This window comes from Bradyrhizobium diazoefficiens (genome assembly GCF_016616235.1).
Classification (GTDB): Bacteria; Pseudomonadota; Alphaproteobacteria; order Rhizobiales; family Xanthobacteraceae; genus Bradyrhizobium; species Bradyrhizobium diazoefficiens_H.
The window spans coordinates 7168303-7182298 of the sequence record NZ_CP067100.1 but is presented as its reverse complement, the minus strand read 5'-3'; the positions used below and the strand labels follow the sequence as shown (position 1 = coordinate 7182298).

The 13996-nt window shown below is 64.8% G+C and carries 16 protein-coding genes and 2 pseudogenes; 9 read left to right on the top strand and 9 right to left on the bottom strand.

Translation table 11 applies throughout. The features are described 5' to 3' along the window. Positions 1-158: 158 nt before the first annotated feature. Together opgC and JJB99_RS37080 are read left to right on the top strand one after the other, a co-directional pair. A pseudogene (gene opgC / locus JJB99_RS33810) lies at positions 159-557 on the top strand (OpgC domain-containing protein); the annotation flags it as partial. Continuing rightward, positions 553-672 (top strand): annotated as a pseudogene (locus JJB99_RS37080) (DUF2059 domain-containing protein); the annotation flags it as partial. The pseudogenes opgC and JJB99_RS37080, both read left to right, overlap by 5 nt. Before the next feature lie 33 nt (positions 673-705). Here JJB99_RS37080 and JJB99_RS33805 read toward each other — a convergent pair. Next, positions 706-1902, bottom strand: a complete 1197-nt coding sequence (locus JJB99_RS33805; protein ID WP_200496423.1) for an MFS transporter — start codon at positions 1900-1902, stop codon at positions 706-708. A 183-nt stretch (positions 1903-2085) separates the two neighbouring features. On the opposite strand from JJB99_RS33805, the gene JJB99_RS33800 reads away from it, so the two are divergent. The 3 genes from JJB99_RS33800 to JJB99_RS33790 all read left to right on the top strand — a co-directional run bounded on the left by JJB99_RS33800 (position 2086) and on the right by JJB99_RS33790 (position 5021). Further along, entirely contained in the window at positions 2086-2889 is an 804-nt protein-coding gene (locus JJB99_RS33800) for an MBL fold metallo-hydrolase (RefSeq protein ID WP_200496422.1), read from the top strand. A 152-nt stretch (positions 2890-3041) separates the two neighbouring features. Continuing rightward, the gene (locus tag JJB99_RS33795) at positions 3042-4055 is read left to right on the top strand and encodes an alpha/beta fold hydrolase (protein WP_200496421.1); all 1014 of its coding nucleotides are present in this window, start codon (positions 3042-3044) and stop codon (positions 4053-4055) included. 18 nt (positions 4056-4073) lie between these two features. Continuing rightward, positions 4074-5021 (top strand): fatty acid desaturase, encoded by a 948-nt coding sequence (locus JJB99_RS33790; protein ID WP_200496420.1) that lies wholly within the window; start codon positions 4074-4076, stop codon positions 5019-5021. A 55-nt stretch (positions 5022-5076) separates the two neighbouring features. Here JJB99_RS33790 and JJB99_RS33785 read toward each other — a convergent pair whose 3' ends face one another. Next, positions 5077-5316, bottom strand: coding sequence for a hypothetical protein (locus JJB99_RS33785; RefSeq protein WP_200496419.1), 240 nt, complete (start codon positions 5314-5316; stop codon positions 5077-5079). Between the two features lie 137 nt (positions 5317-5453). Then, positions 5454-6434, bottom strand: coding sequence for a helix-turn-helix transcriptional regulator (locus tag JJB99_RS33780; protein ID WP_200496418.1), 981 nt, complete (start codon positions 6432-6434; stop codon positions 5454-5456). Between the two features lie 87 nt (positions 6435-6521). Here JJB99_RS33780 and JJB99_RS33775 point away from each other — a divergent pair, with 87 nt between their 5' ends. Further along, complete coding sequence (locus tag JJB99_RS33775) at positions 6522-7166, top strand: glutathione S-transferase family protein (protein WP_200496417.1); 645 nt, start codon at positions 6522-6524, stop codon at positions 7164-7166. 12 nt (positions 7167-7178) lie between these two features. Here the strand turns inward: JJB99_RS33775 and JJB99_RS33770 are convergent, their stop codons facing one another. The 4 genes from JJB99_RS33770 to JJB99_RS33755 all read right to left on the bottom strand — a co-directional run bounded on the left by JJB99_RS33770 (position 7179) and on the right by JJB99_RS33755 (position 11107). Beyond that, on the bottom strand, positions 7179-7964 hold the full coding sequence (locus tag JJB99_RS33770) for an enoyl-CoA hydratase/isomerase family protein (RefSeq protein ID WP_200496416.1): 786 nt from the start codon (positions 7962-7964) through the stop codon (positions 7179-7181). Between the two features lie 12 nt (positions 7965-7976). Then, positions 7977-9086 (bottom strand): cyclic nucleotide-gated ion channel, encoded by a 1110-nt coding sequence (locus JJB99_RS33765; protein WP_200496415.1) that lies wholly within the window; start codon positions 9084-9086, stop codon positions 7977-7979. 129 nt (positions 9087-9215) lie between these two features. Beyond that, positions 9216-9428 carry a hypothetical protein gene (locus tag JJB99_RS33760; protein ID WP_200500424.1) on the bottom strand — a complete coding sequence of 71 codons (213 nt, stop codon included), beginning with the start codon at positions 9426-9428 and terminating at the stop codon, positions 9216-9218. A gap of 230 nt (positions 9429-9658) precedes the next feature. Continuing rightward, positions 9659-11107: a TAXI family TRAP transporter solute-binding subunit gene (locus JJB99_RS33755; protein WP_200500423.1), complete on the bottom strand. Its 1449-nt coding sequence runs from the start codon at positions 11105-11107 to the stop codon at positions 9659-9661. A 414-nt stretch (positions 11108-11521) separates the two neighbouring features. Here JJB99_RS33755 and JJB99_RS33750 point away from each other — a divergent pair, with 414 nt between their 5' ends. Both JJB99_RS33750 and JJB99_RS33745 read left to right on the top strand, forming a co-directional pair. Then, on the top strand, positions 11522-11869 hold the full coding sequence (locus JJB99_RS33750; protein ID WP_200500422.1) for a DUF3307 domain-containing protein: 348 nt from the start codon (positions 11522-11524) through the stop codon (positions 11867-11869). Positions 11870-12146: 277 nt separating this feature from the next. Then, positions 12147-12545, top strand: a complete 399-nt coding sequence (locus JJB99_RS33745) for a hypothetical protein (protein ID WP_200496414.1) — start codon at positions 12147-12149, stop codon at positions 12543-12545. Here the strand turns inward: JJB99_RS33745 and JJB99_RS33740 are convergent. Together JJB99_RS33740 and JJB99_RS33735 are read right to left on the bottom strand one after the other, a co-directional pair. Then, positions 12542-12856 carry a YkgJ family cysteine cluster protein gene (locus JJB99_RS33740; protein ID WP_200500421.1) on the bottom strand — a complete coding sequence of 105 codons (315 nt, stop codon included), beginning with the start codon at positions 12854-12856 and terminating at the stop codon, positions 12542-12544. The two genes, JJB99_RS33745 and JJB99_RS33740, sit on opposite strands and share 4 nt — an antisense overlap. 32 nt (positions 12857-12888) lie before the next feature. Beyond that, a complete protein-coding gene (locus tag JJB99_RS33735; RefSeq protein ID WP_200496413.1) occupies positions 12889-13587 on the bottom strand; it encodes a helix-turn-helix transcriptional regulator in 699 nt (232 codons plus the stop codon). Positions 13588-13703: 116 nt separating this feature from the next. On the opposite strand from JJB99_RS33735, the gene JJB99_RS33730 reads away from it, so the two are divergent. After that, entirely contained in the window at positions 13704-13964 is a 261-nt protein-coding gene (locus JJB99_RS33730) for a hypothetical protein (RefSeq protein ID WP_200496412.1), read from the top strand. Positions 13965-13996: the final 32 nt, after the last annotated feature.

Below are 13996 nucleotides of genomic sequence, written 5' to 3'. Positions count from 1 at the left end.
AACGGCCGCGGTCGTGCCCACAAGTCCCTTACGCGGCTGTCAAGGTCGGCTACCGTTGGCGCGCTAGCCGCAGGGTTAGGTGACGTTTTGATTGCGATTTTTTAGCATCCGATTTTTCGGCGCCGCGACGGCGCGACGCCCAGCAGCGAGGCGGGGCTATGATCGCGCGGGACCAGTCAGCTCTGTCGGCGCCGATCGAGCGCGACCTGCGGCTCGATCTCTTCCGCGGCATCGGCCTGTGGATGATCTTCCTCGACCACATCCCGCACGACGTCGTGGCCTGGCTGACATTGCGCAATTACGGCTTCAGCGATGCCGCCGAGTTCTTCGTCTTCATCTCGGGTTACCTCGTCGGCCGGATCTACGGGCCGATCGTCGCCGGCGGCTGGTTTCTCGCCGCGGTCAAGCGGCTGTGGCGGCGTGCGGCCGAGATGTATGTCGCCCATATCATGCTGTTCCTCTTGTTCACCGCGCAGATCGCGCGCACCGCGCGCCGCTTCGACAATCCGATGTACGAGCATGAGTTCAACGTGTTCAGTTTCCTCGCGCATCCGGACGGATGCTCTGACGCAGGCGAGCGCGCGCAAGTGAGCCAGGACGTCAGCCAGAACGGCCGACGAATTGAAGCAGCGCCTGATCGAGGCGCTACGGCAGAAGGGGCACAAGCTCTGAGAGCGGGGAGGCGGCACGCGAGGGGACGCCCCCTCAATACTTCTTCACGTGCGCCCCGAACGCCAGCCACAATGCCATCGATGCAAGGCCGAAGCCGCCGAGCAGCAAAAACGTCGGGCCGTAGCCGATCCATTGCGCGATCCAGCCGCCGAGTGCGGGGCTGAGGCTGGCGCCGACACCCTGCACCGTGATTACGGCGCCCTGGCCGAGGTTGATGCGGCCAGTGCCGTCGAGCGAGCGCGCCACCATGCCGGGGACGGCAACGGTCTGAAGTCCGGTGCCGATGCCGTCGAGCACCTGCATCGGCACGACGCCCCACCATCCGGTGACGAAGAAGGCGAGCACGCCGCGGACAGGTAAGAACATGAAGGACGCCAGGATCACCGGCCAATAGTTGCGCTTTCCCGCGACCTGCATGGCGATCAGCGACGTCACGATCATGACGCCCTGCGCAATGACGACGGTGGTGGCAACGAAGCTCGGGCCATTCGCCTGTCTCTCGGCCACCGCCGCAAGGCCATAGAGCGGGACGATCGCGGCATTGCCGAGATGGAAGATGGCCAGCGCCAGCGCCAGCACCAGGAGTGGCTTGTGCTTGAGGAGGACGGACACCGCATCCGGAGGGTTCTTGCTCTCGTCCTCCTTGCTTCCGCGGGCCTGGCGATCGTCGATGGCCTTGGCGGGGATCATCAGTACGCAGGCAACCGCAATGGCGCCGAACGCGGCCGCGAGCACGAACACCGCGACATAGCCGAACTTGTAGCCGAGATAGCCCGACAGTGCGGCGCCGACCATGTTGCCGGCGTGGTTGAAGGCCTGGTTGCGTCCGTTCAGCGCGTTGAAGCCTTTTTGCTTGGCGATGCCGAGCGTGATGCCGGTCACCGCCGGCACGATCGCGGCGCTCGCCAGCGATTGCGCCACTTGCGAGAACGTCACTGCCCAGAAGTCTTGCGAGATCAGGATGATCGCGGAGGCGAGCACGACGCAGATGCCGGGAATGACGACCCACAGCCGCTTGTTGCGGCTGGAATCGATGAAGCCGCCGATCGGCGTCGTGACCAGCATGCCCGCGACATTGCCGATCGTGAGCGCCGTGCCGATCAGTCCAGCCGCCCAGCCCCGCTCCTGGAGGAATACGCCGACGAACGGCCCGATCCCCGACTGCATGTCGGCCATGAAGAAGTTCACGGCGTAGAGGGGCCAGATGCGGGACGGGGAGCGAGATGTCATCGAGACGCTGAACGTGATGCTGCCGATCGAACGAGGTCTCGTGCAGATGGCGATGGCCGGACGAAGGCGCCGGGGCGGACCTCAAAGTAACCTGTGCTCGTCGGGTTGGTTCCTCCGCCCTTGCGGTTGGAAGGCTGGGATGTCATCTCACGGCTGTCCCGCACCCCTTTCTGGATCACGGCCATGCCTTTTTGGACCTGCGAAACCTGCGGCGCGCAATTCCCGGCCAGCGAAAAACCGCCGACCGTCTGTCCGATCTGCGAGGACGAACGGCAATATGTGAACTGGAAGGGCCAGACCTTCCTCACCCGCGAGGCGCTGGCCGGCAGCCATCGCCTGGTCTGGCGTGATGATCTCGGCCTCACCGGCCTTGCGCTCGAGCCGAGCTTTGCCATCGGCCAGCGCGCCCTGCTGGTGCCGCTCAGCGACGGCTGCATGATGTGGGACTGCGTGCCGCTGGCGACACCGGAGGCGATCGCACATGTGCGTTCGCTGGGCGGATTGAAAGCCATCGCGATCTCGCATCCGCATTACTATGGCGCACTCGCCGACTGGAGCGAGGCGTTCGGCGGCATTCCGGTCTATTTGCACGCCGATGACCGCCAATGGGTGACGCGGCCGCATCCATCGATTGTGCACTGGACCGGCGATCAGCATCGCATCTCCGACGACGTGCTGCTGCTCCGCACCGGCGGTCATTTTGCCGGCGCCACCATGCTGCATCATGCGCGCGGCGCCGATGGCAGGGGCGCGCTGCTCACCGGCGATATCGCGCAGGTGACGATGGACCGCCGCTTCGTCAGCTTCATGTATTCATATCCCAACTACATGCCGCTTAACGCCGCCGCAGTGCGGCGGATTGCGGCGGCCGTCGAGCCGCTCGCCTTCGACCGCATCTACGGCGCCTGGTGGGGCCGCAACATCGCCAGCGGTGCGAAGGCTGCGTTCGCGATGTCGGTGCAGCGATACATCGCCGCCATCGCCTGACGCGCGATGGTCAAAATCCGCATTGCCGTTCCCTAATAAATGTACGATAAGTACACTTATTAGGCGTCGCGCAACGATGCGTTTGCCGGTCCGGCACGATCGATGCATCGTTGGCTCGGCGGGCGCGTTTTGCGGCCGCGAGGGAGTTGTGCATGACCGGGCAGCGTGACTACGAAATCTTCGAGGCCGGAGACGTCACGCTTCAGTCCGGCGCCGTCTTCCCCGCCATGAAGCTCGCCTACAAGACCTGGGGCACGCTGAGCCCGGCGAAAGACAACGTCATCCTCTATCCGACCTCGTTCAGTGCGCAGCACTTCGACACCGAATGGCTGATTGGACCCGAGGGCGTGCTCGATCCCACGCGCTACTTCATCATCATCCCGAACCTGTTCGGCAACGGACTGTCGTCATCGCCGTCGAACACGCTCGTGCCGTTTCCCGAGATCACCTATTACGACGCGGTCGCGGTCCAACATCGCCTCCTCACCGAGCGCTTCGGCATCACAAAGCTCGCGCTGGTGTATGGCTGGTCGATGGGCGGCATGCAGGCCTATCACTGGGCCGCGCTGCATCCTGACATGGTCGCGCGTGCGGCTGTGGTCTGCGGCAGCGCGCGCTGCGCGCCTTACAATCATGTCTTCCTCGAAAGCGTGAAGGCTGCATTGTCAGCCGATCCCGCCTTCCGCGACGGCCGCTTCGTCGAGAAGCCCGTCGCCGGCTATCGCGCCATGGGGCGCGTCTATGCCGGCTGGGCGATGTCGCATGGTTTCTATCGCGACGAGCTCTGGCGCGAGGCGGGCTTTACCTCGCTCGAGGATTATCTCGTCCGCAACTGGGACACGACCTTCGCCCGCCGCGACGCCAACGATCTCCTGGCGCAGGCCGGCATCTGGCAACGCGGCGATATCAGCAAATGCGCGGCCTTCGGCGGCGATCTCGATCGCGCGCTCGCCGCGATCAAGGCGCATGTGCTGCTGATGCCGGGCGCGACCGATCGCTATTTCGACGCCCGCGACAACGAGGACGAGCTCGGCAAGCTGGTCAATGCGAAATCAGCGGTGCTGCATCCGATTCCGTCCCTGCACGGCCATCGCGCCGGCAACCCCGTCAACAATCCGCACGACCAGGCTTTTCTCAAGGCCGAGATCGCCGCGCTGCTCAGCTAGCAAGACAGGTCCCCAATCATGACTGACGCGACCGTTTTTGAGCCCGACCATCGCCTGAAGCCGCTCAGCCCGGCCATGCTGCGCAAATTATCGGTGCGCTCGAATCTGAGAGGTGCCGCGCAGAGTCTTGGCCATTACGGCATGATTGTCTTGGTCGGCGTACTGACCTGGATGGTGACCTCGCGCTATGGCGTACTCTGGGCGCTGCCGCTGATGGCGGCGCAGGGCTATCTCGTCGCGTTTCTGTTCATGGCGGTCCACGAGACCGCGCACAAGACCGCGTTCAGGAGCCGCGGCCTCAACCTCGCGGTCGGATATCTCTCCGCCTTCATCATCGGATTGCCCTACGAATATTACTGCCTGTTCCACTGGGACCATCACCGCTACACGCAAGACCCTGAGAAGGACCCGGAGCTGATCGTCGGCGTCAAGCCGAGATCCGATACGCAGCTTGCGATCGCCTATAGCGGCCTGCTTCAGGTCGCCGGGCGACTCCGGCTGATGCTCGGCCATGCCGTCACCGGCAAGGTCGTCGTGCCCTGGATACCGGAGAGCAAGCGCAGCACCATCGTGACCGAGGCGCGCGCATATGCCACGCTCTATGCGCTGTTGCTCGCGCTCTCGCTGTGGTTCGCCTCGGCGCTGCTGCTCTGGGTCTGGATCGTGCCGCTGATCATCGGGCAATTTTTCCTGCGGCCCTATCTCTATGCCGAGCACACCGGTTGCGAGCGCACCCGCAGTGCCTTCCACAACACCCGCACCACCTACACCGGGGCGATCGTCAAATGGTTTGCGTGGAACATGCCTTATCACGTCGAGCACCACGCCTATCCCTCAATTCCGTTTCACGCGCTGCCGAAGCTGAACGCGATGGTCGACGGCGAAATCGTTTATCGCGGCCACGGCTACATCAGGACGACGCGCGAGACCTGGGCCTGGTTTCGCCGGCATCGGAAGAGCATCTAGGTCAACGCAAAACTCCGGCCGCGACGCGACCGGAGCTTTGTCGAAGAGGCGGCTATCAGTAGATCCCGTAGGCGCAGACATTCACCACGCGGACGCGCAGGCCGCGACGGGTCTGGACCACGCGCTCCTGATAGCAGTTGTTGATGCCGGTGTTGACGTAGAGGCCGCCGTAGCCAAAGCCCCAGCCGGGACCCCAGTGATGATGGAAGCCGTGAGCCGAAGCGGCGGTGGGCGCAATGGCGGCAGCACCGAGCGAGCCGGCAGCAATCAGACCAAGAGTAAGCTTACGAAGCATTTTCATTCTCCAGTGTGGCGCGAGGCCGTTGTGATGTCCCTGCATCTCGGTCGGCCTGAGCCGCGAATGCGTTCATGCCGCGGGCGAGAATCATGTTTTCAGGATTGTTTCGTGGGCGGTGGCGAGGTGCGCCGATGTCAGGCTTTCCGCGCCGCGCGATAGCGCGCGGCCATCGCCTCTGTCATTTCGGCCATCTTCTCGCGGAGATCGGCGGGCTCCAGCACCTCGGCCTCCGGCCCGAGCCGCAGCAGCTCGGCCGCGGCATGCCATGAAGTCTTGCCGGTCGGCACCCTGGCGAGCCGCCAGCCGTCGGCATCGACGGCATCTTCGATCTGCGTGCGTGCCCTGACATAAGGCTGGCTCAGCGCCTCCAGCAGCTTCACGCCGAACGGCGACAGCCTGACAACAGCGACATTGGGATGCATCTCGGCTTCGAGGCGCAACGTCGCAGCCTGCCAATAGGCGGCGAGATCGAAATCGGCCGGACGCTCGAAGCGGTCGTCGAGCGTGGTGCAGTCGAGCACGCGCGCGATCCGATAGGTGCGCACGCTGCCGTCGACTTGCCCGGCGAGATACCAGCTGCCGCCCTTCAGCACGAGGCCGAGCGGCGCGACGCGGCGCTGCTTCTCGGCGCGCCAGCTCTGGTAGCGGATCTTGATCAACGTCCCGCGCAGTGCCGCGCCGGCAATGGCGCGCAGATGCTTTGGCTCTTCCGCCTCGCCGAACCATCCCGGTGCGTCCAGGTGAAAACGCTCCTGCATCCGCCCCGCATCCTCGCGCAAATTGGCGGGCAGCGCGGCCATCAGCTTGTTCTGCGCCGCGATCATCGCCGCATCGAGGCCGAGCGCCGCGGCCGGGCCCGGGAGCCCCGCGAGGAACAGCGCGCCCGCTTCGCTCTGCGACAAGCCGTTCAGCCGCACCCGATAGCCGTCGAGCAGGCGATAGCCACCCTCCGCGCCCCGGTCGGCATAGACAGGGACGCCGGAGGCCGCGAGCGCGTCAATGTCGCGATAGATCGTACGCACCGAGACCTCGCAGGCCTCGGCAAGCTCGGGCGCAGTGACCTGCCCCCTGGCCTGGAGGGTGGTGAGGATCGACAGCATCCGGCTCGCACGCATGATCCCTTAAACCATACCTGACACAGGATGTCAGGTATGTTCCCTTACAAGATGCACCATCGCCAGCCGGCCAGATGGAGACCTGCCATGACCGATTCCCCCCGCATCACACTGTATTATTCACCGCAGACCCGTGCCACCGGCACGCGGGTGCTGCTGGAGGAGCTGGGTGCGCCCTACGATCTCCACGTTCTCAACATGAAGGCGGGTGAGCAGCGCAAGTCGGCCTATCTCGCCATCAATCCGCTCGGCAAGGTGCCGGCGATCTCTCACCGCGGGGAACTCGTGACCGAGCAGGTTGCGATCACGATCTATCTCGCCGACCTGTTTCCGCAGGCGGGGCTGACGCCCGCGCTGAACGATCCGCTGCGCGGTCCTTACCTGCGCTGGATTGCCTATTACGGCGCATCGTTCGAGCCGGCTCTGATCGACAAGTTCATGCAGCGCGAGCCGGCGCCGATCACGCAGTCGCCCTATGCCGATTACGACACCATGCTGGGCGCGCTCGAGGCGCAGCTCTCGAAGGGCCCCTATCTGCTTGGCGAGCGCATGACGGCCGCCGACGTGCTGTGGGGCGTCGCCTTCAGCTGGACCATGATGTTCGGCATCGTGCCGAAGAAGGATGTGTTCGTGCGCTACGCCGAGCGGATGACTTCGCGGCCAGCGTTCCAGCGGATCACTGCGGCGGATGCGGAGATGGCGGCGCAGCATGCCGCGGCGGTTGGCGGTTGAGGGGCGCGCGCCTCAAAACTTTGGCGGCCGCTTCTCCGCAAACGCCTTGATGCCTTCCTTGATCTCGTCGCCGCGCATGCTGTCGCGGTGGCGCTGATCGGCGGCCAGCTCATCGAGCTCGCCGCGGGCGAATTCGTTGATGGCGCGCTTCATGCCCGCCATCGCCAACGGCGCGTTGCCGGCGAGGATATTGGCGAGCCTGTCGACCTCTTCGTCGAGCAGCTCAACCGGCACCATCGCGGTGAGATAGCCGATCCGCAGCATCTCCGGCGCGCTAATCTTCTGCGCCGTCAAAAACAGTTTTTTCGCGTTGTCGACGCCGAGCCGCGTCACATAGCGTTTGATGCCGCTGCGGTAATAGTGCAGCCCGAGCCGCGCCGCCGGCATGAACATCTCGGCGGTGTCGACGCCGATGCGGAAATCGCAGGCGAGCGCGAGGTCGGTCGAACCGCCATAGACGCCGCCGTTGAGCCGGCAGATCGTGGGAACGCCGAGATCCTCGAGCCGGTTGACGACCGCCTCGAACGCCGAGCCCGCGCTCTGCTGTTCGCTGGCGCTGACCGCGCGCTCGGCGACCGAATTGAGGTCATAGCCGGCCGAGAAGGCCCGGCCTGTGCCGGTCAGCACCAGGACGCGGATGGCGGGATCGGCCTCGACGGCGTCGAACAGTTTGACGAGCTCGCCGAGATCCTCGGACTGGAGCCGGTTGAGATGTTTTGGACGGTTGAGGCGGATGGTGGCGCGCGGGCCGCTGATTTCGAGCACTGGGCTGGAAGCCGCCTCGGCATTGTCCGACATTCCTGTCTCCATTCACTTGTTTTCGAGCGCGCGGCGCTTTGCTTCCGCGTCGATGGTCTCGGCGAGCTCGGGATGCCGGGCCATCAGCACGCGGAAATCGACGAGGTCGAGCACCAGGAGCCGCGACACTTTCGTGGTCGAGACATTGGCAGCGCGCATGTTGTTGCCGAGCAGCGCCATCTCGCCGAAGAAGGCGCCTTCGCCGAGCTGCACCTTCTTGCCGGGCAAGTCGACCTCGACCTCGCCGGCGGCGATGAAATACATGCAGTCGCCCTGCGCGCCCTTGCGGATGATCAGGGTGCGCGCCGGCAGCTCCATGGTGCGGAGCATGTGGGTGACGTCGGCAATCGCGGCAGGTCCGAGCGCGGCGAAGAAGGGCACCTTGCTGACCGATTCCCAGGTCTTGAGGAAATTGTCACGCCGCGTTTCCGCCGCGAACCCGGTCGCCAGAATACCGGTCCAGAGGCCGAACACGCCGAGACCGGAGATCATCACCAGCGCCGCCACCATGCGCCCGAGCGGCGTCACCGGAACGACGTCGCCATAGCCGGTGGTCGTCAGTGTCACCACCGCCCACCACAGTGCGGCCGGCACGCTGCCAAAGGTCTGCGGCTGCACGTCCCGCTCCAGAAAATATTCGGCGACCGAGGCGAGGAAGACCACCATCAGGAAGATCACGAGCACGCTGAGCAGCGGCCCGGATTCCAGCACCAGCACGCGGCGAAGCTGCCGCAGGCCGGGAATGCCGGGCACCACTTTCAGCACCCAGAGCACGCTGAGCAGCCAAGCCGTCTTTGGCTCGACGCCGAGCATCAGCGCGGCGGGCACGGCGAGCGCGCCGGCCGCATCGACGATGCCGGCGGAGGAGGACAGGTAGAGCGATAGACGCCCGGTTCGCGCCATGTGGCGCAGCCGGACCACCCATTCGAACACGAAATAGGCAAGGCAGGCCCACAGCAGGACGTGAGCCCAGCGATGCGCTCCTTCATAGGCCGCATTGACCGTCAGCAGGACCATGCTGAGCACGCCGACGGCCACGGCGACATAGGCCGCCTTGGTCATGTTGCGGCCGGCCGTGGCGGCCGCGAACTGGGCCAGAGCGGAGATCAGCGGCTTGGACATGCGGGAGGGCGGCTCGGTTGGCTTTGGCGGCCCCAGCTGGGACCTTGACGCCAAAGTGCCTGCCCCGGCCGGGGCCGTCAACGACGCCGCGGCACGGCCGAAGGGGGCGAAGGTGGGGGGACCGCGCCGTTACCTGAAATGCGGAGGCTCGTCGTAGCCCCGGCGGCTGCTGAAAAACAGCAGGACCATCAGGCCGATGCCGACGATGACGGAAAATCCGGCCCCCAGCGCCACATAGCCTTCCGTCGGGATCGGTTCACCTTCCACGGCCATCGCGGAATAAGCGAAATAACCGACCGCCGCCAGCATTCCCAGCAGGAAGATGATGAGGAGTATACGCATCATGCGTTCTCCGGTTGTATCCCGGGGCCAACGGTTGCGGACGGAGAGGGTTCCCGGGGCGTTGGGTCAGTCTCGTGCCCTGGACGCAGCGCAGCACGTGGTGATGCGCTGCAGAGCCGGAGCCCATGCAGCAGCGTACGGTGGGGTTCCTGGGGCCCGGCTCGGCGCCGCAATGCCCGTGGCATTGCAGCTTGTCCGAGACACGAGAGTGTGAGTGCCGCGCCCTCGGATCAGGCGCTCTGTGCGGTCTTCACCACCACGATATTGCTGTCGTCGTGCTGGGGAGGGGCGGCATCGCGGGCCGTCGCTTCGGTCTCGCCGCCATGCCGCTTGAGATAGTCGCGGCGCATGCCGATCTCGTCGCGCACGAATTCATAGCCGAGCTTGAAGGTATCGAGCCCGTCGGTGCTGATGGTGCCGTCCCTGAGGCCCACGACGGCGCCGCGTAAGATGCTTTCCAGCTCGTCCTGGAGACATTCGAGCTGGTCCAGCGAATGGGCGTGCTCGATGCGCTCGCCGATGTCGAGGATAGCGGTGGAGAGCTCGCTGGCCTTCTCCGGCGCGATGCGGGTGATCTTGGCGTAGATGGCCGCGAAGATCGAGCCGATGACGCTGAGCGCGGCGGCGCCCAGATACATCAGGTCGCTGTACTTATCCATGAACGACTTGGTGTCGTCGTTGATGTAGTCGGCCGCGCCCTGATGCGCCATTACGAAGGCGTCCTTCTCGACCGACGCCGGCTCGATCCTGCTGGCGAAGCCGCTGTCGAGCCCGAGCGCCGGCTTGTTCTCGTAGACGATGCGCGCCAGCTCGCCCGCGGTCGTCGCCGACATCCTGGATTGCGCGACGAGCAGCCATTCGAGGCCGATCGTGTCGAGATCGTCGTCGGGAATCTCCGGCGCGGCCGACAGCGTACCGGCCGTCAGCGTCTCGCTGGAAATGCCGGGGAACTTGCGCGCCAGCGTCTTGGCCTCGTCGATTGCGTTCAGCGTGAAGCCGCCGCGTTTGGCGGCCTGCTCGTAAGCCTTGTCCCGCACCGCCCTCGAGCCGTGAACCACGGCGATCACCGCGCCAAAGCCGCCCGCCGGCGCAAACAGCCTGTCGAGCGTCGCGCCTTGCGGCGCCATCTGGATCATCCTGGCCACGTCCGGAGTATCGGGGATGTCAAGGATGCTGCGGACAAAGGCGAGTGAGGCGTCGTTCTCGGCGACGACCGCGACCTTCTTCTTCTTCAGCTCGGCGAGCGACTTGATCTTCTTGTTGCCGGGCCCGAGCAGGAGCACGAGATCGTGCTCGAGAATCGCCAGCGTGCGCGCCCGCAGCGGCACCTTGGCATCGGTGCGCAGCACGGCGAGGTCGGCCTGCTTGCGGTCGAACTGTGCAAGCGCCTTGGCATTATCAGGGTTGTTGACGATCTTGATCCGGAAGCGCGAGGCGTTGTTCTTCAGCACCGCGGCAAGCTTGGCCGCGAACAGCGCTTCATCGCTGTTGGGCGCGCCGACGGCAAAGGTCAGGGTCTCCGAATTGTGCAGCAAGGCGCGGCCGCCCCACACCGTGGCGAACGACAGCAGCAGGGTCAGCACGACGTAGAGAATGACCTGCTGCTGATTGGTCTTGATCACCTTGGGACGCCGCGGCTGCGGCTCTGATGGTGACGAGGCGGGGCCTTCAGTACTCACGTCAGTACTCATGGCAGCACTCTGGCCTTATTCTGGGGCGGCAGGCGGCTCGCGGATGTGATCTGCGGCGCGCCCTGCAATTTCTAAGCGAATGAAAAAAGAACGATATTCTCTGAGCTCGATGATAGCGCGCGGCGGCCGGAATGCAAATTTCGAGCCGGAGGTAACCTTACTCCTCCGGGTCGCGGCGATTGGTCATCCTATCGCCGGTTAGCCACAGTTGACGATTTTCCGGTTCCCCCCGGCTGCATTCTGCCGCGAGAGATGTCATAAATTGGCGGTCCCGGCGATTTGACCGGTCCAAGAAGAAGTTGCGCTGAACGCTCCAGTTTTTCTTGTCACGTCAATGAGGGCGTCAGCTTGTCGTTTCCACCCATGTCATCGGCGGTTCCGGTCGAAGCGCTCATTGGCTGGATGTTGCTGCTCACCTTCAAGCACATCATCGCCGATTTCGTCCTCCAGACCGCCTGGATGGCGCAAGGCAAGGACCAGAAGCACGGTTGGGCCCTGCCGCTTCTGGTGCACTGCCTCGTTCACTTTGCGGTTGCGCTGCCGCTGATCGTGATCGTGGCGCCGCGGTTCTGGTTCGTCGCCTTCATCGATTTCGTGATCCACATCACCATCGATCGCGCCAAGGGGTTCGTCTCCGCCAATTTCGGTGTCGACCAGGCGCACCCCTGGTTCTGGACCCTGATCGGCATCGATCAGGCCCTGCACCATCTGACCGGCTTCGGCCTCTCCATCTTCATGGCGGCGAACTGAGGGTAGCTGCGGCGGGCTGCTTGGCCTTCATGGTTCGAGACGCGCCGTAAGGCGGCGCTCCTCACCATGATGGTCTGGCATTTCGCCGCGACGCAAGACCTCATCCTGAAGGCCCGCCAAAGGCGGGCGTCTTTAAGGATGGCCGCAGGGGAAACTGCCCGCCCGCCGCCATTGATTCGCGACCCACGCGCAACCACCCCGGGTGACTACCGGGCAGCGTGGTTAACCTTTCATTAGAGAATTGCACTGCATCTTCCGAGCACGAGGGAGAACTGCAATGTTTTCAAGCCGCGACGCTTTTGAAAGCGATTTCTGCCCGGTTCGCGACGAACTCCTTGGCGAGATGTATCGCGCCAGCGAGAGTGGCCTGCCGAGGCTGGTTGAGAGTGTTTCCCCTGATGCACGCGCCCGTCTGGCGCTGTTCTGCTACCGCCGCAGCCATCTGCACTCGCTGGCAGTCGCCATTGCTGCAAGCTGCAGCGAGCGCGACCTGATCGAGAACGGCGGCCGCGTCGGCTCGACGCTCTACGCGCTGTCGCGCCAAAGCGCGGCCAAGTCGTCGCCGGCGCTGTCGGGGAGCCGCAAGCCGATCACGCTGTCGACCAAGCCGCTCTCGGTGCTCGCGCCGCTGGACGACGAACTCGACGACGAGATCGGTGAGGCCGTTCCGGCTTAAGTTGGTTCGAGCGCGGGAAGCCCGAACTTCCGCCGCGCCATCGCGCATTCGGCATCGCCAGGCATGCAGGTGCGGCACACCTCCGGCCGCACGGCGTAGATGCCGCATGCGGTCGCCTTGCCGATCTCTCCCTGTAACGCCGCACAGCGATCGCCCTCGCAGCGCATGCCGGATTGACGCGCGTTGACGAACGCTTCCGGGATAGCTGCAAGCTCCTCGTCGCTCTCGATCGAGAAGCGCGGCCAGTTCTGCGAATAGCCGCAGCACGCGCCGCAACTCTGGCAGCAGCTCGACAGATCGATCTCTTCCATCCTCGTCACGTATCCCTTGTCACGTATCGTCGTCATGTATCCTTGGGCGGACCCCAGACCAGGCTCTGCCGCCATCTCGCGCGCAGCACGTCGCGTCGTTCAGGATATCTCTCGTCGAGATAATTCGCCTCCACCACGCGATCGGTGCGGAAGCTGCGGAAGTCGCCGCGCAGTTCGCACCAGGCCGCGAGCAGGCGCACGGCTTCGAGATAGCCGACCGAGATCGGCCAGATCATGCGCTCGCTGGGCCGGCCCTGCTCGTCGCGATAGCGCAGCATGATCTTCTTGCCTTCGTGGATCTGGGTCCGCGTGCGCGCCATGTCGAGGCGGTCCGGCTCCCTGTTCCAGCTCGGCCGGGCGCGGCTCGCGGGCTCCAGCACGAAGGGACGCAGGCGCTCCGGCACGGTGTCGGCGATCTTGGCCATCAGATCTTCGGCGGCGCGCGCCAGCGCGGAATCGGCATGGCCCGCGACCCATTGTGCGCCCAGCACCGCCGCCTCGATCTCGTCGGGTGTCAGCATCAAGGGCGGCAGGTCGAATCCCTTCTCCAGGATATAGCCCATGCCGGCTTCGCCGCGGATCGGCACGCGCTGGCCGATCAGCGTTGCGATGTCGCGATAGATCGTGCGCTTCGAGGTCTCGAGCTCGGCCGCGATCGCGTCCGCCGTCAGCGGCTTCCGCGTGCGCCTCAGCACCTGGATGATCTGAAACAGCCGGTCGGCGCGTCTCATGACAGTTTCTCTTAGCAGTGGTCGTTTTCAAAAAGCAGCGCGCGGCTGCTGACAGGATGTTGGCAGCAGGGGAGTTCTATATCGGGACAACGCATCGACTGAAGGGGATTTTGTCCATGATCATTCCAACCCATCTCGGCCTGGCCGGTCCGCTGTGGCGGGCGCAGATGCGGAACGCCCGGGCGTTCGACCGCCTCGTTTCGCTCGATCTCATCGCCGTTGACCTCCGATTTGCATTCGCAAGCGCAGTGGCACGCCCGCTGAGCCGGGCTGCGGACGCGCTGGTCCACCATGTCATGAGCCGGGCCTGGCGAGGGGCTCGTTTCGCAGAAGATATCACGGCTGCTGCCACCATGGTGGCAGCAGCCCGGCACTAGGTTCCGTCAAGTTTTCGGTAGACCAGGAGAAC